Origin of the sequence: Streptomyces incarnatus, assembly GCF_001027185.1 — a bacterium.
Classification (GTDB): Bacteria; Actinomycetota; Actinomycetes; order Streptomycetales; family Streptomycetaceae; genus Streptomyces; species Streptomyces puniciscabiei.
The window spans coordinates 1,463,339-1,489,032 of record NZ_CP011497.1 but is presented as its reverse complement, the minus strand read 5'-3'; the positions used below and the strand labels follow the sequence as shown (position 1 = coordinate 1,489,032).

Genomic DNA, 25,694 nt, shown 5'->3' with positions numbered 1-25,694 from the left:
GGCCTGTGCCCACCCACCACCCGTCTCGGTCGGCTGGGTGGGCACCGTCTCGGGCGATCTCGCCGTTCCACCGTCTCGGGCGATCTCGGTGTTCCACCGTCGCGGGCTCCCTCGCCGCTTCACCGTCGCGGGCTCCCTCGCCGTTCCCACCCTCGGCTCGCCTCTCGACCGACCGAGACGGGTGGGCGGGTGGGCAAAGGGGGGTCTGGGGGCGGAGCCCCCAGGTCGCCCGCACAAGCGAAGGGCCCCGGACCAGCAACGGTCCGGGGCCCTTCGCACAAGCGCCGCAGGCATACGCGCCGCTACGGCAACTGCGCCGCCCGCGCCTCCCGCCGGTTGTCGCGGAAGTTGTTCACCCGCCGAGCCGTGGCGAACAGCGGAATCACCGCGCCCATGACCAGCTGCAGCGCGCAACCCGTCTGCAGCAGCAGCTGACCGCTCGGGGCGTCGAAGGCCCACGCTGCCAGCAGGCCCATGGACAGGACGATCCAGCCCAGCATCGCCCCGGCCAGCCGTCCCCTGGGCTTCGGGTACTCCACCCGGCTCACCATCAGCCACGCCGTGCCGAGGATCGCCAGCAGCGTCGCCACGAAGGGCAGCTCCAGCAGGACGATGGAGACCACCGTCAGCGCGCCGAACGGGCTGGGCATGCCCTGGAACATGCCGTCCTTCATCGTCACGCAACTGAAGCGGGCCAGTCTGAGCACCACCGCCAGCAGCACCACGATCGCCCCCAGCGCCGCCATTCTCTGGTGCGCGTCGTCCGCGACCATGCCGTAGACGAGGACGAAGTACGCGGGCGCCAGGCCGAAGCTGATCAGGTCGGACAGGTTGTCCAGCTCGGCGCCCATCGGCGACGAGCGCAGCTTCCTCGCCACCAGCCCGTCGAACAGGTCGAAGACGGCCGCGCACAGCATCAGGATGACGGCCGTGGCGGCGCTGTGCCGGGCCATGCCCGCGGACTCGTCGTTCCCGGTCAGATGCGGGATGAGGATGCCGGTGGTGGTGAAGTACACCGCCATGAACCCGCACGTGGCGTTGCCCAGGGTGAGGGTGTCCGCTATTGAGAGGCGGAGAGAGAGCGGCATCTCCTCCTCTTCGTCCACCTCGTCGGCCTCGGGCACCCAGCCCGCCTGGGTCTCCGGATCAATCACGGTCAATGCGAGTCACCCCAGCCACGGTCTTCTGGCCGACCTCGACCGCGACCTCCACGCCCTCGGGCAGGTAGAGGTCGACACGCGAGCCGAAGCGGATCAGACCGATACGGTCGCCCTGCTCGACCTTCGTGCCCTGCGGGAGGTAGGGCACGATGCGGCGGGCCACCGCGCCGGCGATCTGGATCATCTCGATGTCGCCGAGTTCGGTGTCGAAATGCCAGACTACGCGCTCGTTGTTCTCGCTCTCCTTGTTGAAAGCCGGAACAAAGCCGCCGGGGATGTGCTCGACGGACGTCACCGTGCCCGCGAGGGGCGCGCGGTTGACGTGGACGTTCAGCGGGCTCATGAAGATCGCGACGCGGGTGCGCCCGTCCTTCCACGGCATGATGCTCTGCACCACGCCGTCGGCGGGCGAGATCACCCGGCCGGAGCCGATCTCGCGCTCGGGGTCGCGGAAGAACCACAGCATGCCCGCGGCGAGCGCGGTGGCGGGCACGGCCACGGCCCTGGCCGCACCGGAGCGGCGGGCACGGGCCAGGCTGAGGGCTGCGGTGGCGACGGTCGGGAGAAGCCACGGCGATGCTCCGCGCGCGAGACGGACGCCGGCTCGGCTGTCGCGAGGTGCAGAGGTTTGGCTGTGGGGCATGGATGACCTTCGTAGCGGATGATGCCGCGCAAGACGGGGGACGGCGGCTTTCCGGGGATCGTACCGGTCGCGGCCCGCAACTGGGCAAGCCAGGCTGCCGAGTCGGCGGCCGAACAACGTCTACGGGGTGTGATCTTCTTCTCGAAGAAAACACCCCGTATCCGGACAATCAGCCCTGGAACCGATACTCTTCGAGCAGTCGGCGGCCGATGATCATTTTCTGGATCTCGGCGGTACCTTCACCGATGAGCAGCATCGGGGCCTCGCGGTACAGGCGCTCGATCTCGTACTCCTTGGAGAAGCCGTAGCCGCCGTGGATCCGGAAGGCGTCCTCCACGACCTCCTTGCAGTACTCGGAGGCCAGGTACTTCGCCATGCCGGCCTCGAGGTCGTTCCGCTCGCCGGAGTCCTTCTTGCGCGCGGCGTTGACCATCATCGCATGGGCGGCCTCGACCTTGGTCGCCATCTCCGCCAGCTTGAACTGGATGGCCTGGTGCTGGGCGATCGGCTTGCCGAAGGTGTGCCGCTGCTGGGCGTACTGGACGCCGAGCTCGAAGGCACGCTGGGCGACGCCGCAGCCACGCGCCGCGACGTTGACCCGGCCGACCTCGACACCGTCCATCATTTGGTAAAAACCTCGGCCGGTGACGCCGCCGAGCACCCGATCGGCCGGAAGGCGCAGGCCGTCCATGATCAGCTCGGTGGTGTCGACGCCCTTGTAGCCCATCTTCTCGATCTTGCCGGGGATGGTGAGGCCCGGGCGGACCTCGCCGAAGCCCGGCTCCTTCTCGATCAGGAAGGTGGTCATCGACTTGTGCGGGGCCGTGCCCTCGGGGTGGCCTTCGTCACTGCGGACCAGGACCGCCACCAGGGAGGACGTGCCGCCGTTCGTCAGCCACATCTTCTGGCCGTTCAGGACGTACTCGTCGCCGTCCCTGACCGCCTTGGAGGTGATCGCGGACACGTCGGAGCCCAGGCCCGGCTCCGACATCGAGAAGGCGCCCCGGATGTCACCGGCCGCCATCCTCGGCAGGAAGTGGTCCTTCTGCTCCTGCGTGCCGTGCTGCTTGAGCATGTACGCGACGATGAAGTGGGTGTTGATGATGCCGGACACCGACATCCAGCCGCGGGCGATCTCCTCCACGCACAGCGCGTAGGTCAGGAGCGACTCGCCCAGACCCCCGTACTCCTCGGGGATCATCAGACCGAACAGGCCGAGTTCCTTCAGGCCGTCCACGATCTGCTGCGGGTACTCGTCGCGGTGCTCCAGCTCGGTGGCGACAGGAATGATCTCCTTGTCGACAAAGTCCCGGACGGTGGAGAGGATCTCCTGCTGGACGTCGGTCAGACCGGCGGTCTGGGCGAGACGGGCCATGGCTCTACTTCTCCTGCTGCTTCAGCTCCGGGCGGCCCGGCTGCTCGCCGCCGCGCTCCTTGATGTACGTCTCGGTGGGCACCATGACCTTGCGGCGGAAGACGCACACCAGGGTGCCGTCCTGCTTGTAGCCCTTGGTCTCGACGTAGACGATCCCGCGGTCGTTCTTCGACTTCGACGGCCACTTGTCCAGCACCGTCGTCTCGCCGTAGATCGTGTCGCCGTGGAAGGTCGGCGCCACGTGCTTGAGCGACTCGATCTCCAGGTTGGCGATCGCCTTGCCGGAGATGTCCGGCACGGACATGCCGAGCAGGAGGGAGTAGATGTAGTTCCCGACGACGACGTTCTTGCCGAAGTCCGTCGTCTTCTCCGCATAATTGGTGTCCATGTGGAGCGGGTGGTGGTTCATGGTGAGGAGACAGAACAGGTGGTCGTCGTACTCCGTGACCGTCTTGCCCGGCCAGTGCTTGTACGTCGCCCCGACCTCGAACTCCTCGTAGGTGCGTCCGAACTGCATCGCGCTCAGGCCTCCGGGATCTCGAACTTGCTGGTGCGCTGCATGCCGGCGGCGCGGCCCTTGCCGGAGATGACCAGGGCCATCTTGCGGCTGGCCTCGTCGATCATCTCGTCGCCGAGCATCGCGGAGCCCTTCTTGCCGCCCGCCTCGGACGTGTAGTAGTCGTACGCGTCCAGGATCAGCTCGGCGTGGTCGTAGTCCTCCTGCGAGGGCGAGAAGATCTCGTTGGACGCCTCGACCTGGCCCGGGTGCAGCACCCACTTGCCGTCGAAGCCGAGCGCGGCGGCGCGCTGGGCGACCTCGCGGTAGCCGTCGATGTTGCGGATCTGCAGGTAGGGGCCGTCGATCGCCTGGAGATTGTTGGCGCGGGCGGCCATCAGGATCTTCATCAGGATGTAGTGGTAGGCGTCCGCCGGGTAACCGGGCGGCTGCTCGCCCACGACCAGCGACTTCATGTTGATCGACGCCATGAAGTCGGCCGGGCCGAAGATGATCGTCTCGACGCGCGGGGAGGCCTGCGCGATCGCGTTGACGTTGTTCAGGCCCTGCGCGTTCTCGATCTGCGCCTCGATGCCGATCTTGCCGACCTCGAAGCCCATGGTCTTCTCGATCTGCGTCAGCAGCAGGTCCAGCGCGACGACCTGCTCGGCGTTCTGCACCTTCGGCAGCATGATGCAGTCGAGGTTCTGGCCGGCGCCCTCGACCACCGTCACGACGTCGCGGTACGTCCACTCGGTCGTCCAGTCGTTGACGCGCACCACGCGCGTCTTGCCCGTCCAGTCGCCCTCGTTGAGGAACTTGACGATGGTGTGCCGCGCCTCGGGCTTGGCGAGCGGCGCGCAGGCGTCCTCCAGGTCCAGGAAGACCTGGTCCGCCGGGAGGCCCTGCGCCTTCTCCAGGAAGCGCGGGTTGCTGCCCGGCACGGCCAGGCAGGAGCGCCGCGGGCGAAGGCGGTTGACGGTCGTCATGCGGGGACCTCCAGAGGGTCGAGCTTGTTCGCTTTCCGGATCTCGTCGACGATGCGGCCGATGATCCCGGTGATGTCGAAGTCCTTCGGGGTGAAGACGGCGGCCACTCCGGCTTCCTTCAGCTGCTCGGCGTCACCATTCGGGATGATGCCACCGGCGATCACCGGTATATCTGTGGCACCGGCCACACGGAGGCGCTGGAGCACGTCCGGGACCAGCTGGGCGTGCGAGCCGGACAGGATCGACAGGCCCACCGCGTGCACGTCCTCGGCGAGGGCCGCGTCCACGATCTGCTCGGGGGTGAGCCGGATGCCCTGGTAGACCACCTCGAAGCCGGCGTCACGCGCGCGTACGGCGATCTGCTCGGCGCCGTTGGAGTGCCCGTCCAGGCCCGGCTTGCCGACCAGGAAGCGCAGCTTGCCGACGCCGAGGTCGCGGGCGGTGGCGTCGACCTTGCCGCGCACCTCGGCGAGCGCGGAGCCCGGCTCGGCGGCGACGGCCACCGGCGCGGAGGACACTCCGGTGGGCGCCCGGAACTCGCCGAACACCTCGCGCAGCGCGCCCGCCCACTCGCCGGTCGTGACCCCGGCCCGGGCGCACTCCAGCGTGGCCTCCATCAGGTTGTCGGTGCCCTTGGCGGCCTCCTTCAGCCGCTCCAGCGCCTTGCAGGGCCGCGGGTGGTTGAAGGGCGGCTGGTAGCGGGTGTCGCGCCACTTCTGGAGTGACTCGATGACCCGGGCCTCGACCGCCGGGTCGACCGTCATGATCGCGGTGTCCAGGTCGGCCGTGAGCGGGTTCGGCTCGGTGCCCTCGAAGGCGTTGACACCGATGATCTTCTCCTCGCCGGACTCGATCCGGGCCCGGCGCTCGGCGTGCGAGGAGACCAGCTGGGACTTCAGGTAGCCGGACTCCACGGCGGCCATCGCGCCGCCCATCTCCTCGATGCGGTCGATCTCCGCGAGGGAGTCGGCGACGAGCTGCTCCACCTTCGCCTCGATCACCTTCGAGCCCTCGAAGATGTCGTCGTACTCCAGCAGGTCGCTCTCGTACGCCAGCACCTGCTGGATGCGCAGGCTCCACTGCTGGTCCCAGGGCCGGGGGAGGCCCAGGGCCTCGTTCCAGGCCGGCAGCTGCACGGCACGCGCGCGTGCGTCCTTGGAGAGGGTGACCGCCAGCATCTCCAGCACGATCCGCTGGACGTTGTTCTCCGGCTGCGCCTCGGTCAGGCCGAGGGAGTTGACCTGGACGCCGTACCGGAAGCGGCGCTGCTTGGGGTCCTCGATGCCGTACCGCTCACGGGTGACCTTGTCCCAGATACGGCCGAACGCCCGCATCTTGCACATCTCCTCGATGAAGCGGACGCCCGCGTTCACGAAGAAGGAGATGCGCGCGACCACGTCGCCCATGCGCTCCTGCGGCACCTGGCCGCTGTCGCGCACGGCGTCGAGGACGGCGATCGCGGTGGACATCGCGTACGCGATCTCCTGCACCGGCGTGGCCCCGGCCTCCTGCAGGTGGTAGCTGCAGATGTTGATCGGGTTCCACTTCGGGATGTGGGAGACCGTGTACGCGATCATGTCCGTCGTCAGGCGGAGCGACGGCCCCGGCGGGAACACATGGGTGCCGCGGGACAGGTACTCCTTGACGATGTCGTTCTGGGTCGTGCCCTGGAGCTTGGTGATGTCCGCGCCCTGCTCCTCGGCGACGACCTGGTAGAGCGCCAGCAGCCACATGGCGGTGGCGTTGATCGTCATCGAGGTGTTCATCTGCTCCAGGGGGATGTCCTGGAACAGCCGGCGCATGTCACCGAGGTGCGCGACGGGCACGCCCACCCGGCCGACCTCGCCGCGGGCGAGGATGTGGTCGGGGTCGTAGCCGGTCTGCGTCGGCAGGTCGAACGCCACCGACAGACCGGTCTGGCCCTTGGCGAGGTTGCGCCGGTACAGCTCGTTGGACGCCTCCGCCGTGGAGTGACCGGCGTACGTCCGCATCAGCCACGGCCGGTCCTTCTGACGCTCTGTCATCTATGGCCTCCCGGTTCTCAGACGTTCCGGAAGCGGTTGATGGCGTCGATGTGCTGGGCGCGCATCTCCTCGTCGCGCACGCCGAGGCCTTCCTCGGGTGCGAGGCAGAGGACGCCGACCTTGCCCTGGTGCAGGTTGCGGTGGACGTCGTAGGCGGCCTGGCCGGTGTCCTGGAGGGAGTAGACCTTGGAGAGGGTCGGGTGGATCTTGCCCTTGGCGATGAGGCGGTTGGCTTCCCAGGCCTCGCGGTAGTTGGCGAAGTGGGAGCCGATGATGCGCTTCAGGGACATCCACAGGTAGCGGTTGTCGTACTCGTGCATGTAGCCCGAGGTGGAGGCGCAGGTGGTGATGGTGCCGCCCTTGCGGGTGACGAAGACCGAGGCGCCGAAGGTCTCGCGGCCGGGGTGCTCGAAGACGATGTCGATGTCCTCGCCGCCGGTGAGTTCGCGGATGCGCTTGCCGAAGCGCTTCCACTCCTTGGGGTCCTGGGTGTGCTCGTCCTTCCAGAACCGGTAGCCCTCGGCGTTGCGGTCGATGATGGACTCGGCGCCCATGGAGCGGCAGATCTCCGCCTTCTGCGGCGAGGAGACGACGCAGATGGGGTTGGCGCCGCCGGCGAGGGCGAACTGGGTGGCGTAGGAGCCGAGGCCGCCGCTGGCGCCCCAGATGAGGACGTTGTCGCCCTGCTTCATGCCGGCGCCGTTGCGGGAGACGAGCTGGCGGTAGGCGGTGGAGTTGACCAGGCCGGGGGCGGCGGCCTCTTCCCAGCTGAGGTGGCCGGGCTTGGGCATCAGCTGGTTGGACTTGACCAGGGCGATCTCGGCGAGGCCGCCGAAGTTGGTCTCGAAGCCCCAGATGCGCTGCTCGGGGTCGAGCATGGTGTCGTTGTGGCCGTCGGAGGACTCCAGCTCGACGGACAGGCAGTGCGCGACGACCTCGTCACCGGGCTTCCAGGCGTTGACGCCGGGGCCGGTGCGCAGGACGACGCCGGCGAGGTCGGAGCCGATGATGTGGTAGGGCAGGTCGTGGCGCTTGGCCAGCTCGTTGGTGCGGCCGTAGCGCTCCAGGAACCCGAACGTGGACAGCGGTTCGAAGATCGAGGTCCACACCGAGTTGTAGTTGACCGAGGAGGCCATGACGGCCACCAGGGCCTCACCCGGGCCCAGCTCCGGCACGGGGACCTCGTCGAGGTGGATCGACTTGCGCGGGTCCTTGTCGCGGGACTGCAGGCCCGCGAACATCTCCGTCTCGTCCTTGTGCACGGTGATCGCGCGGTACGAGTCGGGGATCGGCAGGGCGGCGAAGTCGGCGGACGTGGCGTCCTTCGACTGGATCGCGTCCAGGATGTCCTTCACGGTCACGGTATTGCCTCCGGCGGTGAGCGCCCTGAGGGAGGGGCGCTGAGGGTTCGTCGGGCTGCTGCTTGGGAGTGCTGCTGAGGGTTTTGAGAGGGTGCCGTCGGTTCGGCTCGGTGGTGCTTCGGCAGCGCTTTGTGGCGCGGGAGGTTGCCTGTGACGCAGGCGTCCGGGCGTGGGGGCCATGGCCCTTGGGGACAGCCGGCGAGCGAACGGTCTCTGCTCGCCGGCCGCCCGGACACCTTCAACGTATGACACCGCGTGTCAGGTGACAAGGCACTGAGTGCCAGAAGTTTGGCTCAGGTGAAATCTTTACGTAACAAATGAGCGATGATCGATCGAACGGGCCCTGAAATCCGCACGAAAATGTGCCCTGACATGGCAAAACGGCCACCCGGTCGGGTGGCCGTCGTCACAGCCGGGACAGCGGCGGGGAGCAGCGCCGGAGCGGGCTCAGCGCTCCTTGAGTGCCTCCTCGATGGTCCGCATGACCTCGTCCAGCGGGGCGTCGGTACGGGCGACCGTGACCAGCACCTCGCCGTGCGCCGAGACCGTCGCCGGGGCGGTGGCGGCCGACTTGGCCGCCGGGCCGCGTCCGGCGCCGATGCCCGTGCCGAAGGTCTTGCGGACGATCGCGAAGGCGTGGTCGAGCTGCGCCTCGACGTCGCCCTGGCCGCCCGCCCGCAGCCAGCGCCGCAGCACATGGTTGTGGGCGGTGACGACCGCCGAGGCGGCCACCTCGGCCAGCAGCGGGTCGTCGTTGGCGTCGTCGGCGTGCGCGTGCTCGTCGAAGTGGCCCAGCAGGTAGCGGGTGAAGAGGCGCTCGTATCGGGCCACCGAGGCGATCTCGGCCTCGCGCAGGGTGGGCACCTCGCGCGTGAGCTTGTAGCGGGCGACCGAGATCTCCGGGCGGGCCGCGTACATCTTCATGACTTCCTTGATCCCGCGGCACACGGTGTCGAGCGGGTGCTCGTGCGCGGGGGCGGCGTTGAGGACCGCCTCGGCGCGGATCAGGGTGTCGTCGTGGTCGGGGAAGATCGCCTCTTCCTTGGAGCGGAAGTGGCGGAAGAAGGTGCGGCGGGCGACTCCGGCGGCGGCCGCGATCTCGTCGACGGTGGTCGCCTCGTACCCCTTGGTCGCGAACAGCTCCATGGCTGCGGCCGCCAGTTCTCGGCGCATCTTGAGCCGCTGGGCGGCGGCGCGACTGCCTGCGGCACTCTCCGGCGCGTCGGGCGTAGCTGGTGTACGGGAGGACTTGGCGGGCTGGGACATGACCCGAACGTACTGCATGTGCGCAGTTCGGTGCGCGGGTGAGGGGCTTCTCCCGCCCCCGGGGCCGCCCCCGCCCCACAGGGGCGGGGGAGCGTCCACCGGGTCGAGCAGTCCGCCCCAGTCCGTCTCCGCGTGGGACCAGTCGCCGCCGCCGTCAGCGGCGGGCATACTCGCGGAAGCCGCGGCCGGTCTTGCGGCCGAGGCAGCCCGCGGCCACCAGGTGCTCCAGCAGCGGGGCCGGGGCGAGGCCGGGGTCGCGGAACTCGCGGTGCAGGACCTTCTCGATGGCCAGCGAGACGTCCAGGCCGACCACGTCCAGCAGCTCGAAGGGGCCCATCGGGTAGCCGCCGCCGAGCTTCATCGCGGCGTCGATGTCGTCCAGGGACGCGTAGTGCTCCTGGACCATCTTGATCGCGTTGTTCAGGTACGGGAACAGCAGCGCGTTCACGATGAAGCCGGCCCGGTCACCGCAGTCCACCGCATGCTTCTTGATCTTCGTGCAGACCTCGCGGACGGTCGCGTGCACGTCGTCGGCGGTCAGCACGGTCCGCACGACCTCGACCAGCTTCATCGCGGGGGCCGGGTTGAAGAAGTGCATGCCGATGACGTCCTGCGGGCGCGAGGTGGCGCGGGCGCAGGCCACGACGGGCAGCGAGGAGGTGGTGGTGGCGAGGACCGCGCCGGGCTTGCAGACCTTGTCCAGGGTGGCGAACAGCTGCCGCTTGACCTCCAGGTCCTCGGCGATCGCCTCGACGGCCAGATCGACCTCGGCGAAGGCGTCGTAGGAGCCGGCCGGGGTGATCCGGTCCAGGATCTGCGCGGCGGCCTCGGCGGTCAGCCGGCCCTTGTCGACAGAGCGCGAAAGCGACTTGCCGATCCGGGCCTTGGCGGCCTGCGCCTTCTCCGCGCTGCGGGCGGCCAGCACGACGTCGTAGCCCGCCTTGGCGAAGACCTCGGCGATGCCGGAGGCCATGGTGCCGGAGCCGGCGACGCCGACGGAGCTCACGGGACGTCCGGCGGCCCCGGTGTCCCCGGCGGCCGGGGTCAGCGCGTCCGGCACGACCGTGGCGCTGCCCGGCGCCTCGTAGGTGTAGAAGCCGCGCCCGGACTTGCGGCCGGTCAGGCCCGCCTCGCTGAGCTGCTTCAGGATCGGCGCGGGGGCGTGCAGCCGGTCGTGGGACTCGGCGTACATGGCCTCCAGGACCGTGCGCGCGGTGTCGATGCCGATCAGGTCGAGCAGCGCGAGCGGGCCCATCGGCAGGCCGCAGCCGAGCCGCATCGCCGCGTCGATGTCCTCGCGGGAGGCGTACCGGGCCTCGTACATCGCGGCCGCCTGGTTGAGGTAGCCGAAGAGCAGGCCGTCCGCGACGAAACCGGGGCGGTCGCCGACCGCGACCGGCTCCTTGCCCAGCTCGATCGCGAGGTCCGTGACCGAGGCGACGGCGCCGGGCGCGGTCAGCACCGAGGAGACGACCTCGACCAGCTTCATCGCCGGGGCCGGGTTGAAGAAGTGCAGGCCGAGCACCCGCTCGGGGCGGGCCGAGTCGGCGGCGAGGCGGGTCACGGACAGCGCGTTGGTCCCGGTCGCGAGGATCGTCTCCGGGCGGACGACGCCGTCCAGCTCGCGGAAGATCCGGTGCTTGATCTCGTACGACTCCGGGGCCACCTCGATGACGAGGTCGGCGTCGGCGGCCGCCGCGAGGTCGGTGGCGGTGCGGACCCGGGCCAGGGTGTCGGCGCGCTCCTGCTCGGTGAGCCGGCCGCGCTCCACGCAGTGGGCGGTGCGGGCTTCCAGGGCGGCGACGCACTTCGCGGCCTGGGCCTCGCTGATGTCGATGCCGATCACCTCGCGGCCCGCCTTGGCGAGGACCTCGGTGATGCCGGTGCCCATGGTGCCGAGGCCGACGACGGCGATCGTCTTGAGCGGGGACAGGCTTGAGTCGGAAAGGGGAGTGGCCATCGCGGGACTCCAGAATGAGGGTGACGACGAGGAACGCGCCGGGTGCGCCGAGGGGCGCACCACGGAGCGGAAGGAGTGCGGGTGTTGTCGGGCTGCTGAGCGCACACGCCCGGTGCTGCCGGATGCCACGGGCGTTGCACACACCCGTGATCGGCAATCGGCAGGAATCCGACCGGCCCTGTCCCGGAGCCGGGTCGTACTGCGGTACGTCGTACCGAACCGACCAGACGCTCGCGACGGCCGCGTCACCAAACCGTCGCCAGCGGAAGTGCGAGTGGGTAACTCGCTCGTCTGAGCTTAACCCGCCGGTAACGAGCGCGCCAGAGCTGAGTCCGGCCGGACTTTGTGATGTAGGTCCCTCGCGCCTCACCGGCCGCCTACGCTGGACTTCGTGGACGAAGAGTTGCGATCGCTCACGGAGCGCTTACGGCAGGAGTCGCGCGGCTCGGCGGCGTTCGACCGGCTGCTGGCGACCGAGGACCATGACGAACTCGCGGAGGTGCTCACCGCGCCCGGACAGCCGCTGTGGGCCAGGGAGCTGGCCGCGTTCCGGCTCGGCCTCGCCGGCGACCGGCGCGCCTTCGAGTCCCTGGTGCTCCTCCTCAACCACCGCGACCCCCCGCGCTGCGCCTCCGCCGCCCATGCCCTGGCCCGCCTGGGCGACCCCCGCACGGCCCGCGCCGCGGCGGCCCTCGCCACCAACGAACTCCGCGTCGCCTACGCCCTGCACCCCGTACGGCTCCTGACCGACCTGCGCGCCCCGGAGTCCGTGCCCGCCCTGATCACCACCCTGGAACGCCGGCTGACCCCCCGCGACCCCTATCGCCGCGTCGCCCTCGCCTGCGTGGAGGGCCTCGGTGCCCTCGGCGACCCCCGCGCCCGCCGGGTGCTGAACGAGGCCCTGGCCCACCCGTCCCTCGCCGAGGCGGCGGTGCGGGCGCTGGCGCGGATCCCGCAACCGAAGGAGGCGACCTGAGGGGAGTCAGCCGATCGATTCCCTGACATAGCGCACCTCGGGCACGGGCACCCCGTCCACGTCGAAGGGCTCCTCCGCGCCGTCCGCACGGAATCCGGCGCGCTCGTAGAAGCGGCGGGCGGGGGCGTTCTCCTTCAGGACCCACAGGAACACGCGGGGGTACGACGCGCACCGCTCGACCGACGCCGACAGCAACACCCGCCCGAACCCGTGCCCGAGGCAGGCCGGATCCACGTATATGGCGTACAACTCCCCATCCGTCGTGCGCACTTCACCGTCCCGGTACGGCCCGAACGCCGCCCAGCCGACGACCTTCCCCGCCCGTTCCGCGACCAGGTTCACCACGGAGCCGTCCCCTCGCGCGAACCAGGTCCGTCGCCGCTCGGCGTCCGCCGCGACGCTGAGTCCGTCGAGGTACGACTGTGGCATCAGCCCCCGATAGGCGTGCTGCCAGCCGCGGACACGGATCTCGGAGACGCGGTCGCAGTCGGCGAGGCTCATCGGGCGGACGCATACCGGCTGTTCGCTCATACGCGCACCCTAGTGCGGCGGTGCGGGCGAGCCGGGGACCGGCGGACCAGGGCGTTCCCCCGGGTTTTCCGGGCCGTCCACCTACACTGACGGTCATGGCATGCCGCATCAGTGAGCTGGTCATCGACGCCGCCGACCCCGAACGGCTCGCCGCGTTCTGGAGCGAGGTCCTCGGCTATGTCGAGCTCGACCGGGAGGACGACGGCAGCATCGCGATCGGGCCGCCGCACACCGGCTTCGGCGGACCGCAGCCGATTCTCGTCATCGGACCCACCAGCGACCCGCGGCCCGGGAAGCTCCGGCTGCACATCGACGTCAACGCCACCGACCGCGACCAGGACGCCGAGCTGGAGCGGCTGCTCGCCCTCGGCGCCAGGCGCGCCGACGTCGGCCAGACCGGCACCGAGCAACGGTGCGGCCCCTGCCCGCCTAGGCCCTGTCGTCGGATTCCCGCTGGTCGCCCACCACCGCGAGCGCCTCGATCTCCATCAGGAACCCCGGTGCCACCAGCGCGGCCACCTGGACCGCGGAGGACGCCGGGAGGCGGTCGCCGGGTATGTGGGCGGCGCGGGCCGCGCGGATGGCCGGGAGGTGGGCCGTGTCGGTGACGAAGTAGGTCAGTTTCACCACGTGTTCGAAGCCGGCGCCGGCCGCGGCCAGGCAGCGTCCGAGGTTCTCGAAGACCTGGCGGGCCTGGGCCGCGGGGTCGCCCTCGCCGACCAGCTCGCCGTTCTCGTCCAGGGCGAGCTGGCCGGAGACGGCGACGAAACGACCGGTCGCCGAGACGACATGGCTGTACTGGGTGGCGGGGGCCACGCCGGCGGGGGCGGGGATGCGGTGCGGTTCGGTCATGGCTCCATGGTGCGGCACCCCACTGACAACACCTCATGGCAGGCGCCGGTGGCGCGGTTACCTGCGGAAACCGAGCAACGCGTGCAGCGTGGAGCCGCGCGACGACGTGGACGCGGCCTTCGTCGCCAGTGGTTTCGGGTCGGGCGACTTCGCGCAGACCGCGTCGGCCACACCCGGACCGGTGCCCCGGGGCACCCTGCCGTCCGTCAGATACGCGACCAGGTACTTGTCCAGACACGTGTTGCCGCTCAGCGTGATGCCGTGGTTGCCGCCGCCCTCCTCGACCACCAGGCTGGACCGGGCGAGCAGCCGGTGCGCCGTGACACCGCCGGTGTACGGCGTGGCCGCGTCGTCCGTCGCCTGGAAGAGCAGCACCGGCGGCAGCTTGGCGTTGGCGATGTTCACCGGCCGGCGTCTCGCGGCCGGCCAGAACGCGCACGGCGCGTTGTACCAGGCGTTGTTCCAGGCCATGAAGGGTGCCTTGGCGTAGACGCGCCAGGCGTCGGCCCGCCACCAGTTCCAGCTGCCGGGCCAGGAGCTGTCACGGCACTGCACCGCCGTGTAGACGCTGTAGCCGTTGTCCCCCGAGCCGCTCACGGCACCGAAGTTCTGGTACGCCTCCACCAGCGGCCCGGTCCTGCCGTCGCGCACGTACGCCGCGAACGCGTCGGCGAGGTAGGGCCAGTGACCGTCGTAGTAGCCGCCGGGGATGAAGGTGTCCTCCAACTCGGAGGCCCCCACCTTGCCTTCGGCCGGCTTCTTCGCCAGGGCCGCCCGCATCGCGTACCACTCGGCCTCGACCTTCTCGGGGTCCCTGCCGAGGTGGTACGTGGAGTCGTACCGCGCGATCCAGGCCATCAGCGCGCGGTGGCGGGCGTTGAAGGCGTACTCCTGGCCGAGGTTGTCCGCGTACCAGACCCCGGTCGGGTCGACGACCGAGTCCAGCACCAGGCGGCGCACCCGCTGCGGGTACAGCTTCGCGTAGACCGCGCCGAGGTAGGTGCCGTAGGAGTAGCCGAAGTAGCTGATCCTCGGGGCGCCGAGCGCCCTGCGGATGGCGTCCATGTCCCGTACGGCGCTGACGGTGTCGAGGTACGGCAGCACGTCGGCGTAACGGCGGCCGCAGGCGGCGGCGAAGGACCTGGCGCGCGCGAGGTTGGTCCGCTCCAGCGCGGCCGTGGCGGGCACGGTGTCCGGGCGCACCGTCCCGAAGTGACCCGGCACGCAGTCCAGGGCCGGGCTGCTCCGGCCCACCCCGCGCGGGTCGAAGCCGATGACGTCGTACTGCGCGGCCACCTTCCGGGGCAGGGCCGAGGCGACGAACCCGGCGAGCGTCAGTCCGCTGCCGCCGGGCCCGCCGGGGTTGACCAGCAGCGGCCCCTGGGAGGTCTTCGCGGTGTGCGGGACGCGGGAGAGGGCGAGCGTGATCCGCCGCCCCGACGGGCGCGCGTGGTCCAACGGCACCTTCAGGGAGGCGCATTGGAGCGTCGGATAGTCGCTGGTGCCGCACTTCTTCCAGCTGAGGTGTGCCGACGGGGCGGCTGCCGCGGGAACGGCGGTGACCGATCCCGCCAGCACGGCGGCGGCTGCGCACAGCACGGCTGCGCGTGTTCTCATGCGTCCTCCCGGGACGGCGGTGTCGGCGGACCGCGAGGGTCACATCTTCCGCCGCATGGTCCCGGAATCGGCGACCTGAAGAACGTGTTATAGGCAGAGTTGACCCATTTGGGGTCTCACATGAGGGTGAGCTGGGTCGGTTCGGCGGCGGCCGGCGGCTCGTCGGGCTGTGCCGGGCGGATGCGGCGGGCCAGGCCCGGGCGGGTCGGCCCGATGCCGAACTCCTGTGCCAGTTCGTGCACCTGACGGGTGATCCGGCGCTGGTACCACTTGGGTGCGTAGGCGCCCTCCGCGTACAGCCGCTCGTAGCGCCGCACCAGGTACGGGTGGTGCTGGGCGAGCCAGGCCATGAACCACTCCCGCGCGCCGGGCCGCAGATGCAGCACCAACGGCGTGACCGAGGTGGCCCCGGCCGCCGCGATCGCCCGTACCGTGGCCCGCAGCCGGTCCGGATGGTCGCTCAGGAACGGGATGACCGGCGCCATCAGCACCCCGCAGCCGATGCCGTGCTCGCCCAGGGCGCGCACCACGTCCAGGCGGCGTTCCGGCGCGGGCGTGCCCGGCTCGACCGTGCGCCACAGCTCGGTGTCGAGGAAGCCGACGGAGACGGAGATGCCGATGTCCGTCACCTCGGCCGCCCGGACCAGCAGGTCCAGGTCGCGCAGGATCAGGGTGCCCTTGGTGAGGATCGAGAACGGGTTGGCGTGTTCGGTGAGGGCGGAGATGATGCCCGGCATCAGCCGGTAGCGGCCCTCCGCGCGCTGGTAGCAGTCGACGTTGGTGCCCATCGCCACGTGATCGCCCTGCCAGCGGCGGGAGGCGAGCTGGCGGCTCAGCACCTCGGGCGCGTTCACCTTGACGACGATCTGGGTGTCGAAACCGATGCCGGTGTCGAGGTCCAGATAGCCGTGCGTCTTCCTGGCGAAGCAGTACACGCACGCGTGCGTGCAGCCCCGGTAGGGGTTGACGGTCCACTCGAACGGCATGCGAGAGGCGCCCGGCACCCGGTTGAGCACCGAGCGCGCCCGCACCTCGTGGAAGGTGATCCCGCGGAACTCCGGCGTGTCGAAGGTGCGGGTGACGACGGCGTCGGCGCCGAACAGCGCCGCCTCCGCGGCCCGGCCGTGTTCGCTCCGGCCTGTGAGGTTCTCCCAGCGCATGACGCCTCCTCGGTAGCACTGCGCCACACAATAGAACATGTGTTCCCATGATCGTGCGAGCCCTGGTGAGGAGCCTCGACGGCGACCCCGGATTTGTTGGCCGGGCACCGGGGTGGTTGGCTTTTCCCAATCCCGAGAAACACGGTCCTGGAGGAACGCAATGGCGCAGGTCGAGGCCACTACGGAGCGGGTCGTCGCGGCGGACGCGGAGAAGGTGTTCGACGCCCTCGCCGACTACCGCGGCACGCGGCAGAAGCTGCTGCCCGAGCACTTCAGCGAGTACGAGGTCCGCGAGGGCGGCGACGGCGAGGGCACCCTCGTGCACTGGAAGCTCCAGGCCACCAGCAAGCGGGTGCGTGACTGCCTGCTGGAGGTCAGCGAGCCCACCGACGGCGAGCTCGTCGAGAAGGACCGCAACTCCTCCATGGTCACCACCTGGCGCGTCACCCCCGCCGGCGAGGGGAAGTCCCGGGTCGTCGTCACCACCACCTGGCAGGGCGCCGGCGGCATCGGCGGCTTCTTCGAGAAGACCTTCGCGCCCAAGGGCCTCGGCCGGATCTACGACGCGGTGCTCGCCCGGCTCGCGGCGGAGGTCGAGAAGTAGACCAAGGGCCTCCCGGTGAAGGCGGGTTGGCCTCCGGTTGCCCCCCGGCCGCCCCCTTCACCGGTTCGAGTGGATCCCCCTCTCGTCCGGAACGATTCCGTAACTCACCGCAGTTGTTCACAGTTGACGCTTAACGCGGGAAATGTGACAGGTGCGACGAGGGGAGCGGGACGTGGGCGGGACGACTCTGGTGCGGGACGAGCCGCTCACGGCGCCTGCCGTGGCACCCGCGGTCCCACCGGCCGGCAGCGCCGGACCCGGCACGCGGCGCGTGCGGCTGGTGTTCTTCGGGCTGATGCTCGCCCTGCTGCTCGCGGCGCTCGACCAGATGATCGTCGCCACCGCACTGCCCAAGATCGTCGGTGAACTGCACGGCCTGGACCGGATGTCCTGGGCGATCACCGCCTATCTGCTCACCTCCACCATCGGCCTGCCGCTCTACGGCAAGCTCGGCGACCTCGTCGGCCGCAAGGGCGTCTTCCAGTTCGCCATCGCCGTCTTCGTCCTCGGCTCCGCGCTCGCCGGCCGGGCGCAGACCATGGACCAGCTGATCGCCTTCCGCGCGCTCCAGGGTGTCGGCGCGGGCGGGCTCATGATCGGCGTGCAGGCGATCATCGCCGACATCGTGCCGCCCCGGCAGCGCGGCCGCTACATGGGCCTGATCGGTGCCGCCTTCGGCCTCGCCTCGGTCGCCGGGCCGCTGCTCGGCGGCTACTTCACCGACCACCTCTCCTGGCGCTGGTGCTTCTACATCAACGTCCCCTTCGGGCTGGTCACCCTCGCCGTCGTCACGGCCGTGCTGAAGCTGCCCAAGCCCGTCGGCCGCGGGCGCTTCGACGTCGTCGGCGCGCTGCTGCTCGCCGCCGCCTCCACCTGCGCGGTGCTGCTGACCAGTTGGGGCGGTACCGAGTACGCCTGGGGCTCTGGGCAGATCCTCGGCCTCGGCGCCGGCGCGCTCGCCGCCGCGGCCCTCTTCCTCGTCGCCGAGCGGTTCGCCGTCGAACCCCTCATCCCGCTCAGGCTGTTCCGCGACTCGGTCTTCAACGTCAGCGCCCTGGTGGGCCTCGTGATCGGCGTCGCGCTGTTCGGCGCCGCCAGCTATCTGCCGACTTTCCTGCAGATGGTCGACGGGGCCAGCGCCACCGAGTCCGGGCTGCTGATGCTGCCCATGATGGCCGGGATCGTCGGCGCCTCGATCATCGGCGGTCAGCTCATCAGCCACACCGGCCGCTACAAGCTCTTCCCCGTGCTCGGCGGCGCCGTCTCCGCCGCCGGCATGTGGCTGCTGTCCCGGCTCGAAGTGGACACCCCCCGGCTGCACTACAGCATCTGGATGGCCGTCCTAGGCGCCGGCATCGGCCTGGTGATGCCGGTCCTCGTCCTCGCCGTGCAGAACTCCGTACGCCCCGCCGACCTCGGCACCGCCACCAGCGCCAACAACTACTTCCGGCAGATCGGCGGAAGTGTCGGCGCCGCGGTCTTCGGCACCCTCTTCGCGAACCGGCTCGCCCACTCCCTGCGCAGGGAACTGCCCCCGGGCGCGGGCATCCGGCTGCCCGACGCCGACTCCATCACCCCGCAGCTCGTCCACGCGCTGCCCCCGGCCCTGCGCGACGCCTACATCCGCGCCTACGCCGACGCGATGCCCCGGATCTTCCTCTACCTCGTCCCGGTGCTCGCCCTCGGCCTGCTCATCGCCTTCTTCCTCAAGGAGAAACCCCTGGTGTCCCATCACACCGCCGAAACGGAGCCCGAGACGGTGAACAGTTCGATCCCGGGAGCCCGTTCGCCGTACGCCGCCGGAATCCCCGTCTGCGGCACGGTCCAGCACCCCGACGGCACCGTGGTGCCCCGCGCGGCGCTCACCCTCATCGACGTCGCCGGGCAGCAGGTCGGGCGCGGCGCGAGCGGTGAGGACGGGCGGTACGCGCTCAGCACGCCGGGCTCGGGGTCGTACGTGCTGATCGCCGCCGCCGGCGGCCACCAGCCGCAGGCCGTCTCGGTCACCGTCGGCGAACGGCCCGTCGAACTCGACGTGGTCCTCGGCGGCGCCGGACGCCTCGCCGGCAGCGTGCTCACCGCCGACGGCAGCCCCGTGCGCGACGCCACCGTCACCCTCACCAATGTGCACGGCGAGGTCGTCGCCGCCACCCGCAGCGGCCGCGAGGGCGGCTACGTCATCACCGAACTGGTCGCCGGCGAGTACACCCTCGCCGCCAGCGCCCCCGCCTTCCGCCCCGCCGCGCTCCCGGTCACCGTGCAGGCCGCCCGGGAGACCCGGCAGGACGTCGAACTCGCGGGCGGCGCCGTGCTGCGGGGCACGGTCCGGGCGAGCGGCGGCCGGCCCGTGGAGGACGCGCGGGTGACGCTCCTCGACGCCGCCGGCAACGTCGTCGACACCCTCACCACCACCGCCGACGGAACGTTCCGGTTCGTCGACCTCTCCTCCGGCGAGTACACCGTCATCGCCGCCGGTTACCCGCCGGTCGCCACCGTGCTGCAGGTCGCCGGCGGCGGCCGCACCGAACGGGACCTGCAGCTGGGGCACGAGGACTGAGCGGGGGGCGCCCGCAGGGCGCTGAGCCGCGCGCCGGTGCGATCATGTGAAACCAATTCCAGGATTGCCACACATCGCGACCGGCCGCCGCCGTACCGTAGTGGCGGGCGGCACAGATCGTTTGCGTACAGCCGTGGGGAGAGAGGGCCTGGGCCATGGACCGTGGCAGCGAGCGGGACACACCTCCCGGGCGCGGCGCCGGCGACGCGGCGGCGGGCCGGATTCCGCTGGCCGTGGTCGTCGTCGACCGCGACGGCCTGGTGTCCCACTGGAGCAGCGGCGCACGCCGGTTGTTCGGCGTGGGCAGGGAGGAAGCCGTCGGCCGTGCCGCGGCCGACCTGCTGCCCGTCTCGGGCGCCCTCCCCGAGGACCTGCACGGCGACGCGATGCCGGACGCCTACGAGGGGTACGACGGCCTCGGACCCGACCTCGAGTCCTCCCTCGGCGGCCGCACCGCCTACGCCACCGCGGGCCGCGCCCGTCTCGTCCCGCACGGCCAGGAGGCCGACGGCGAGCGGCTCGACGTCCTGTGGTGGGCCTATCCGCTGGTCGGCCCCGGCCCGTCCCGGCTGCTGGTGCTCGCCGCCGACGCCACCCGGCTGCGCGACGAACGCGGCTATGACGACGAGACCGCCGAACGCATCTCGCCCGGTTTCGCCCGCCACACCGAGCTGCCCGCCTCCGAGGAACTCGAACGCCGGCTGCCCGAGATCCTGCCCAACATGGGCCCGGGCCTGAGCGGCCGCATCGTCTCCCAGGTGCTGGAACTGGGCTACCCGGTCCTGGAGTTCAGCCAGTTCGACCGGGTGCCCGTCACCCCGTACTGGGGCGTGCCCCGGCGTGCCGGGCGCCGGCGCGCCGAGGCCGTCGTACCCCAGCAGCGCACCACCCCGGTCGTGGTCCCGTCCGGTGCCGAGCAGGAGCTCGAGTACGCCGCCGTGCGCGAGCGGCTGGAGTTCCTGAACGAGGTCAGTTCCGCCATCGGCTCCTCCCTCGACCTCGGCGAGACCATCCGCGAGGTCACCAGCGCCGCCGTACCCCGGTTCGCGGACTTCGCCGGCACCCACCTGCGCGCGGCCGTCCTCGCGGGCGAGGGCTTCCCGGACGGCCCGCCGGACGCGCAGACCGTGATGTTCCGCGTGTGGGTCGAGCACAACGACGAACCGGGGCGCTGGGACGACACCGTGCCGGTCGGCGAGTCCTTCGCCTTCCCGGAACACACGCCGTTCTACAAGTGCATGGTCACCGGGGAACCGGTGCTCATCCCCAGGGTCACCGACGAGCTGTCCGAGCGGATCTCCGGCGAGTTCGAGAAACGCGACCTCAGGCCCCTCATCGGCGGACGCTCCCTGCTGATCGTCCCGCTCAAGGCGCGCAACGTCGTCCTCGGCTTCATGGTGCTGATGCGCCGCCCCGACCGGCCCGGCTTCGACGACATGGACCGCACCACCGGCGCCGAACTCGCCGCCCGCGCCGGCCTCGTGCTCGACAACGCCCGCATGTACACCTACCAGGAGAACGTCGCCGACACCCTGCAGGACAGCATGCTCCCGCAGGTCACGCCGCGGATGGCCGGCTGTGACATCGCCACCCGCTATCTGCCGGGCACCCGGCTCGGACGGATCGGCGGCGACTGGTTCGACACCATCAAACTGCCCGGCTCGCGCACCGCCCTCGTGGTCGGCGACGTCATGGGCCACGGCCTCAACTCGGCCGCGATGATGGGCCAGTTGCGCACCGCCGTACAGACCATGGCCACCATGGAGACCCCGCCCGCCCAGCTGCTGCGCAACCTCGACGACCTGGCCCGCCGGCTCGGCGACAACTACCTCGCCACCTGTCTGTACGCCGTCTACGACCCGATCCGCGGCGAACTGCACCTGGCCAACGCCGGCCACATCCCGCCCGTGCTGGTCCGCGCGGAGGACGGCAGCAGCGAACTCCTCGACCTGCCCACCGGCGCCCCCATAGGCGTCGGCGGCGTGCCCTTCGAGGCGACCCGGGTCAAGGTCTCGCCCGGCGACCGGCTGGTGCTGTGCACCGACGGCCTGGTCGAGGTGCGCGGCTCCGACATCGGGGAGGGCCTCGCCGCGCTCTGCGAGTCCGCCGCCCACCCCGCCGCCTCCATGGACGACGCCTGCGACACCATCATCCGCGCCCTGAACACGCGCGGCGGCCGCAAGGACGACGTCGCCCTGCTGATGGCCCGCCTCAACGGCATCCCCGCCGAACACGTCGCCGAGTGGCGGCTCGAGGCCGACCCGCGCGAGGTGGGCCGGGCCCGCCGCCTGGTCCGGGAGCGGCTGCTCGCATGGGGTCTGCCGCAGGCCGTGGAGACGGCCGAGCTGCTGGTCAGCGAGGTGGTCACCAACGCCGTACGGCACGCCGTGAGCGAGCCGGTCGGACTGCGCGTGGTCCGCACCGACGCCCTGCTGTTCGAGGTCACCGACGACGAACCGGGGCTGCCCGAGATGCTCGGCGCCGGCCCCTACGACGAGTCGGGCCGCGGGCTGCGGGTGGTCAGCCGGCTGGCCCGGGAGTGGGGCGCCAGCGCCAGCGGGCACCGTAAGACCGTCTGGTTCGAACAGGCTCTCGCCGGAAGGAGATGACGAGGGGGCGTGCGGGCCCTTCTTGCACGCTCCCGCAGGTTGTCCGGGGTCCGTACATCCAGTGAAGGTGGCCTTCAGCCCCTTGCCCCGCCGCGGGGCCTCGCGATATCCCGATCACGGAACCGAACCGTGGGGAGATGCGCATGAACGTCTCGGACAAGTACCGCAGCAACTGGGAGAGTTACTGGAGCGAGACCTCCGACGAAACGGGGGAGGCGATCTGGGACTGCGATCCCGCCCTGTCCGCCGAACCGCACACCGCTCTCCTCCTGCCCCACGCGGACCCGGCGCGCACCATCGTCGACCTCGGCTGCGGCAACGGCACCCAGACCCGCTACCTCGCCACCCGGTTCGCCCGCGCCGTCGGCGTCGACCTCTCGCACGCCGCCGTCGAGCACGCCCGCCGCGCCACACCGGACGGCACCGTGGAGTTCCAGCAGCTCGACCTCACCGACTCCGATGCCGTACGCGCCCTGCACGAGCGCCTAGGCGACGTCAACATCTACATGCGTGCCGTCATCCACCAGAGCGAACCCGAGGCGCGGCCCGCGGTCGCCGCCGCCGTCGCCGCGCTCATCGGCACCGAGGGCCGCGCGTTCGTCGTCGAGCTGACCTCCGGCTCCCGGGACGTGCTCCGGCGCGCCGCGACCCAGGCGGGCGGCCCGGGGCCCAAGCTGCAGCGCGTCTTCCACCACGGGCTCAAGCCGGCCGACGCCGACGACACGGAGATCCCGCGTCTGCTCGGCGAGGCCGGGCTGAAGGTCCTGGCCGAGGGCGAGACGGTCCTGCCGCAGACCGAGGACCTGGCCGACGGCACCCGCATCGACCTGCCGGCCCGCTGGTTCGTCCTGGCCGGCGCATAGGCCCCACGCCCGTTGGGAACGGGCGGGCCCCCGGCCACTCCTTCCGGGAGCGGCCGGGGGCTGATCGCCGTGGGTGTCCTCGTTGCGGTCAGGGGTTGGCTGGAGTGCGATGACCGGCAGCTCGCCCAGGTCAGAGAGATCGTCGGACAGGACGATCCGGACCGGACGTACAGCGGTGGCTGGGCCTTTCCGCCACGGCAGTACAACTTCGTGAACTGGGTCTTCTTCGGGGCTCAGATGCGCGCCCAGTCCGTCGACCGGTTCCTGGACCGGCTACGGCACGTGGCGCGGATTCCGGCCTCCGACGAGGACGAGGACCTGATCAGGGGCCTGTTCCTCGTCAGTCACGAGGTCGACGGCATGAGCGAGTGGCAGGTCCGCGACGGCACCGTGGTGATCCGGGCCGCGAGCGAGGCGTATCAGTTCCTCGACGAGTAGGGCGTTGTCTCAAGCCGGAACACTACGCGGCGGCGCGGACCGTAGCCCGGTGCTCGCTCGCCGCGTAACGTGACTCGGCATGAAGATCCTCATCAGTGCGGACATGGAGGGGGCCACCGGCGTCACCTGGCCGGCCGACGTGCTGCCGGGGACGCCGCAGTGGGAGCGGTGCCGGTCGATGTTCACCTCGGATGTGAACGCCGCCGTGGAGGGCTTCTTCGACGGCGGGGCGGAGCACGTCCTTGTCAACGAGGCCCACTGGACCATGCGCAACCTGCTGCTGGAGCGGCTCGACGAGCGGGCCGAGATGCTCACCGGGCGGCACAAGGCGCTGTCGATGGTGGAGGGCGTACAGCACGGCGACGTCGACGGCATCGCGTTCGTCGGCTACCACGCGGGCGCCGGCATGGAGGGCGTCCTCGCCCACACCTACCTCGCCAACCAGATCACCGGGGTGTGGCTGAACGACGTCCGCGCGAGCGAGGGGCTGCTCAACGCGCATGTCGTCGCCGAGTACGGCGTCCCCGTCGTCCTCGTCACCGGGGACGACGTGGCCTGCGAGGACGCGCTCGGGTACGCGCCGGAGGCCCTGAAGGTCGCGGTGAAGGACCATGTGTCCCGGTACGCGGCCGTGTGCCGGACCCCGGCGCGCACGGCCGCCGACATCCGCGCTGCCGCCAAGGAGGCCGCCCGGCTGGCGGTGCGCCACCGGCCCGTGGAGGCCGGGCCGTTCACGGTCGCCGTGGAGTTCGACGCCGAGCACCTGGCGATGGCCGCTACCGTGGTGCCCGGGGTCGCGCGGACCGGGGAGCGGAAGGTGGCGTACACCAGCGCCACGATGTACGAGGGGATCAGGACGTTCAAGGCGGTCACCACGATCGTCTCGGCCGCCGTGGAGGAGCAGTATGGCTGACCGGCAGGCCCTCGACGAAGTGGTGGAGTTCACCTCCGGGCTGATCCGCGTCGACACCACCAACCGGGGCGGCGGGGACTGCCGTGAGCGTCCCGCGGCGGAGTACGCGGCCGAACGGCTGGCCGGAGCCGGGCTGGAACCGGTGCTGCTGGAGCGGACACCGGGACGCACCAACCTCGTCGCGCGGATCGAGGGCACCGACCCGTCCGCCGACGCGCTGCTGGTGCACGGGCACCTCGACGTGGTGCCCGCTCAGGCCGCCGACTGGAGCGTGCACCCGTTCTCCGGCGAGATCCGCGACGGGGTGGTGTGGGGGCGGGGCGCCGTCGACATGAAGAACATGGACGCGATGATCCTCGCGGTCGTCCGCGCCTGGGCCCGCGAAGGCGTACGGCCGCGCCGGGACATCGTCCTCGCGTTCACCGCCGACGAGGAGGCCAGCGCCGAGGACGGCTCCGGGTTCCTCGCCGACGAGCATCCCGGACTGTTCGAGGGCTGCACCGAGGGCGTCAGCGAGTCCGGCGCCTTCACCTTCCACGACGGCGCCGGCCGGCAGCTCTACCCCATCGCGGCGGGGGAGCGGGGCACCGGCTGGCTGAAGCTCACCGCGCGCGGCCGGGCCGGGCACGGCTCCAAGGTGAACCAGGAGAACGCGGTGACCCGGCTCGCCGCCGCCGTCACCCGCATCGGCGAGCACGAGTGGCCGCTGAGGCTCACCCCGACCGTGCGGGCCGCGCTCACCGAACTCGCCGCCGTGTACGGCATCGAGCCCGACTTCCGGGACGTGGACCGGCTGCTGGAGAAGCTCGGCCCGGCGGCGGCGCTGGTCGAGGCGACCGTCCGCAACAGCGCCAACCCGACCATGCTGGACGCCGGTTACAAGCTGAACGTGATCCCCGGGGAAGCGGTCGCCTACGTCGACGGGCGGTATCTGCCGGGCACGGAGGAGGAGTTCACCGCGACCCTCGACCACCTGACCGGCCCCGACGTGAGCTGGGAGTTCGCGCACCGCGAGGTGGCCCTGCAGGCGCCGGTGGACGCGCCGACGTTCGCGAAGATGCGGGCCGCGGTCGAGGAGTTCGCGCCCGAAGGGCATGTGGTGCCGTACTGCATGTCCGGCGGCACGGACGCCAAGCAGTTCTCCCGGCTCGGCATCACCGGCTACGGGTTCGCCCCGCTGAAGCTGCCCGAGGGCCTCGACTACCAGGCGCTGTTCCACGGCGTGGACGAGCGGGTGCCCATCGAGGCACTGCACTTCGGGGTCCGCGTGCTCGACCGCTTCCTGCGCACGGCCTAGGGG

The 25,694-nt window shown here is 70.9% G+C and carries 21 protein-coding genes and 1 pseudogene; 9 read left to right on the top strand and 13 right to left on the bottom strand.

Translation table 11 applies throughout. The features are described from left to right. Positions 1-302: 302 nt before the first annotated feature. The 9 genes from pssA to ABB07_RS06580 all read right to left on the bottom strand — a co-directional run bounded on the left by pssA (position 303) and on the right by ABB07_RS06580 (position 11,274). Positions 303-1,124 carry a CDP-diacylglycerol--serine O-phosphatidyltransferase gene (pssA, locus tag ABB07_RS06620; RefSeq protein ID WP_208903316.1) on the bottom strand — a complete coding sequence of 274 codons (822 nt, stop codon included), beginning with the start codon at positions 1,122-1,124 and terminating at the stop codon, positions 303-305. A gap of 22 nt (positions 1,125-1,146) precedes the next feature. Then, positions 1,147-1,803: a phosphatidylserine decarboxylase gene (locus ABB07_RS06615; protein ID WP_208897820.1), complete on the bottom strand. Its 657-nt coding sequence runs from the start codon at positions 1,801-1,803 to the stop codon at positions 1,147-1,149. Positions 1,804-1,972: 169 nt separating this feature from the next. Beyond that, a complete protein-coding gene (locus ABB07_RS06610; protein WP_208897819.1) occupies positions 1,973-3,178 on the bottom strand; it encodes an acyl-CoA dehydrogenase family protein in 1,206 nt (401 codons plus the stop codon). A 4-nt stretch (positions 3,179-3,182) separates the two neighbouring features. After that, positions 3,183-3,695, bottom strand: a complete 513-nt coding sequence (locus ABB07_RS06605; protein WP_019757884.1) for a MaoC family dehydratase — start codon at positions 3,693-3,695, stop codon at positions 3,183-3,185. Between the two features lie 5 nt (positions 3,696-3,700). Further along, positions 3,701-4,663: an HpcH/HpaI aldolase/citrate lyase family protein gene (locus tag ABB07_RS06600; protein ID WP_208897818.1), complete on the bottom strand. Its 963-nt coding sequence runs from the start codon at positions 4,661-4,663 to the stop codon at positions 3,701-3,703. Then, the gene (locus tag ABB07_RS06595) at positions 4,660-6,687 is read right to left on the bottom strand and encodes a protein meaA (protein ID WP_208897817.1); all 2,028 of its coding nucleotides are present in this window, start codon (positions 6,685-6,687) and stop codon (positions 4,660-4,662) included. Before ABB07_RS06595 ends, ABB07_RS06600 begins: the two co-directional genes overlap by 4 nt. Before the next feature lie 17 nt (positions 6,688-6,704). Next, positions 6,705-8,048 (bottom strand): crotonyl-CoA carboxylase/reductase, encoded by a 1,344-nt coding sequence (ccrA, locus tag ABB07_RS06590; RefSeq protein WP_244189242.1) that lies wholly within the window; start codon positions 8,046-8,048, stop codon positions 6,705-6,707. A gap of 447 nt (positions 8,049-8,495) precedes the next feature. After that, the gene (locus ABB07_RS06585; RefSeq protein WP_208897816.1) at positions 8,496-9,314 is read right to left on the bottom strand and encodes a TetR family transcriptional regulator; all 819 of its coding nucleotides are present in this window, start codon (positions 9,312-9,314) and stop codon (positions 8,496-8,498) included. A gap of 154 nt (positions 9,315-9,468) precedes the next feature. Further along, positions 9,469-11,274, bottom strand: a complete 1,806-nt coding sequence (locus tag ABB07_RS06580) for a 3-hydroxyacyl-CoA dehydrogenase family protein (RefSeq protein WP_208897815.1) — start codon at positions 11,272-11,274, stop codon at positions 9,469-9,471. A 391-nt stretch (positions 11,275-11,665) separates the two neighbouring features. Between ABB07_RS06580 and ABB07_RS06575 the strand changes: the two genes are divergently transcribed. Then, positions 11,666-12,250 carry an adenylosuccinate lyase gene (locus ABB07_RS06575; protein WP_208897814.1) on the top strand — a complete coding sequence of 195 codons (585 nt, stop codon included), beginning with the start codon at positions 11,666-11,668 and terminating at the stop codon, positions 12,248-12,250. A 6-nt stretch (positions 12,251-12,256) separates the two neighbouring features. Here the strand turns inward: ABB07_RS06575 and ABB07_RS06570 are convergent, their stop codons facing one another. Further along, on the bottom strand, positions 12,257-12,781 hold the full coding sequence (locus ABB07_RS06570; protein ID WP_208897813.1) for a GNAT family N-acetyltransferase: 525 nt from the start codon (positions 12,779-12,781) through the stop codon (positions 12,257-12,259). A gap of 95 nt (positions 12,782-12,876) precedes the next feature. On the opposite strand from ABB07_RS06570, the pseudogene ABB07_RS06565 reads away from it, so the two are divergent. Beyond that, positions 12,877-13,188 (top strand): annotated as a pseudogene (locus ABB07_RS06565) (VOC family protein); the annotation flags it as partial. 22 nt (positions 13,189-13,210) lie between these two features. Here ABB07_RS06565 and ABB07_RS06560 read toward each other — a convergent pair. The 3 genes from ABB07_RS06560 to ABB07_RS06550 all read right to left on the bottom strand — a co-directional run bounded on the left by ABB07_RS06560 (position 13,211) and on the right by ABB07_RS06550 (position 16,410). Further along, positions 13,211-13,633, bottom strand: a complete 423-nt coding sequence (locus ABB07_RS06560) for a RidA family protein (RefSeq protein ID WP_208897812.1) — start codon at positions 13,631-13,633, stop codon at positions 13,211-13,213. Between the two features lie 57 nt (positions 13,634-13,690). Continuing rightward, positions 13,691-15,250 carry an alpha/beta hydrolase gene (locus ABB07_RS06555; RefSeq protein WP_208897811.1) on the bottom strand — a complete coding sequence of 520 codons (1,560 nt, stop codon included), beginning with the start codon at positions 15,248-15,250 and terminating at the stop codon, positions 13,691-13,693. A 116-nt stretch (positions 15,251-15,366) separates the two neighbouring features. Continuing rightward, a complete protein-coding gene (locus ABB07_RS06550; RefSeq protein ID WP_208897810.1) occupies positions 15,367-16,410 on the bottom strand; it encodes an Rv2578c family radical SAM protein in 1,044 nt (347 codons plus the stop codon). A gap of 160 nt (positions 16,411-16,570) precedes the next feature. On the opposite strand from ABB07_RS06550, the gene ABB07_RS06545 reads away from it, so the two are divergent. The 7 genes from ABB07_RS06545 (at position 16,571) to ABB07_RS06515 (ending at position 25,691) form a co-directional block, all read left to right on the top strand. Beyond that, a complete protein-coding gene (locus tag ABB07_RS06545; RefSeq protein WP_208897809.1) occupies positions 16,571-17,014 on the top strand; it encodes an SRPBCC family protein in 444 nt (147 codons plus the stop codon). A gap of 172 nt (positions 17,015-17,186) precedes the next feature. Then, the gene (locus ABB07_RS06540; RefSeq protein WP_208897808.1) at positions 17,187-19,571 is read left to right on the top strand and encodes an MFS transporter; all 2,385 of its coding nucleotides are present in this window, start codon (positions 17,187-17,189) and stop codon (positions 19,569-19,571) included. 155 nt (positions 19,572-19,726) lie between these two features. Continuing rightward, entirely contained in the window at positions 19,727-22,180 is a 2,454-nt protein-coding gene (locus tag ABB07_RS06535; protein WP_208897807.1) for an ATP-binding SpoIIE family protein phosphatase, read from the top strand. A 143-nt stretch (positions 22,181-22,323) separates the two neighbouring features. After that, a complete protein-coding gene (locus ABB07_RS06530) occupies positions 22,324-23,043 on the top strand; it encodes a class I SAM-dependent methyltransferase (RefSeq protein WP_208897806.1) in 720 nt (239 codons plus the stop codon). Positions 23,044-23,112: 69 nt separating this feature from the next. Continuing rightward, entirely contained in the window at positions 23,113-23,481 is a 369-nt protein-coding gene (locus tag ABB07_RS06525) for a hypothetical protein (protein WP_208897805.1), read from the top strand. A gap of 79 nt (positions 23,482-23,560) precedes the next feature. After that, the gene (locus tag ABB07_RS06520; RefSeq protein ID WP_208897804.1) at positions 23,561-24,394 is read left to right on the top strand and encodes a M55 family metallopeptidase; all 834 of its coding nucleotides are present in this window, start codon (positions 23,561-23,563) and stop codon (positions 24,392-24,394) included. Then, positions 24,387-25,691: a M20/M25/M40 family metallo-hydrolase gene (locus tag ABB07_RS06515; RefSeq protein WP_208897803.1), complete on the top strand. Its 1,305-nt coding sequence runs from the start codon at positions 24,387-24,389 to the stop codon at positions 25,689-25,691. The genes ABB07_RS06520 and ABB07_RS06515 overlap by 8 nt, the downstream gene beginning before the upstream one ends. The last annotated feature ends 3 nt before the right edge of the window (positions 25,692-25,694 follow it).

Coding starts and splice junctions, on each gene's coding strand:
- ABB07_RS06615 (WP_208897820.1), bottom strand. CDS start 1,803: ATGCCCCACAGCCAAACCTCTGCACCTCGCGACAGCCGAGCCGGCGTC.
- ABB07_RS06610 (WP_208897819.1), bottom strand. CDS start 3,178: ATGGCCCGTCTCGCCCAGACCGCCGGTCTGACCGACGTCCAGCAGGAG.
- ABB07_RS06605 (WP_019757884.1), bottom strand. CDS start 3,695: ATGCAGTTCGGACGCACCTACGAGGAGTTCGAGGTCGGGGCGACGTAC.
- ABB07_RS06600 (WP_208897818.1), bottom strand. CDS start 4,663: ATGACGACCGTCAACCGCCTTCGCCCGCGGCGCTCCTGCCTGGCCGTG.
- ABB07_RS06595 (WP_208897817.1), bottom strand. CDS start 6,687: ATGACAGAGCGTCAGAAGGACCGGCCGTGGCTGATGCGGACGTACGCC.
- ABB07_RS06585 (WP_208897816.1), bottom strand. CDS start 9,314: ATGTCCCAGCCCGCCAAGTCCTCCCGTACACCAGCTACGCCCGACGCG.
- ABB07_RS06580 (WP_208897815.1), bottom strand. CDS start 11,274: ATGGCCACTCCCCTTTCCGACTCAAGCCTGTCCCCGCTCAAGACGATC.
- ABB07_RS06570 (WP_208897813.1), bottom strand. CDS start 12,781: ATGAGCGAACAGCCGGTATGCGTCCGCCCGATGAGCCTCGCCGACTGC.
- ABB07_RS06560 (WP_208897812.1), bottom strand. CDS start 13,633: ATGACCGAACCGCACCGCATCCCCGCCCCCGCCGGCGTGGCCCCCGCC.
- ABB07_RS06555 (WP_208897811.1), bottom strand. CDS start 15,250: ATGAGAACACGCGCAGCCGTGCTGTGCGCAGCCGCCGCCGTGCTGGCG.
- ABB07_RS06550 (WP_208897810.1), bottom strand. CDS start 16,410: ATGCGCTGGGAGAACCTCACAGGCCGGAGCGAACACGGCCGGGCCGCG.
- ABB07_RS06545 (WP_208897809.1), top strand. CDS start 16,571: ATGGCGCAGGTCGAGGCCACTACGGAGCGGGTCGTCGCGGCGGACGCG.
- ABB07_RS06535 (WP_208897807.1), top strand. CDS start 19,727: ATGGACCGTGGCAGCGAGCGGGACACACCTCCCGGGCGCGGCGCCGGC.
- ABB07_RS06530 (WP_208897806.1), top strand. CDS start 22,324: ATGAACGTCTCGGACAAGTACCGCAGCAACTGGGAGAGTTACTGGAGC.
- ABB07_RS06520 (WP_208897804.1), top strand. CDS start 23,561: ATGAAGATCCTCATCAGTGCGGACATGGAGGGGGCCACCGGCGTCACC.
- ABB07_RS06515 (WP_208897803.1), top strand. CDS start 24,387: ATGGCTGACCGGCAGGCCCTCGACGAAGTGGTGGAGTTCACCTCCGGG.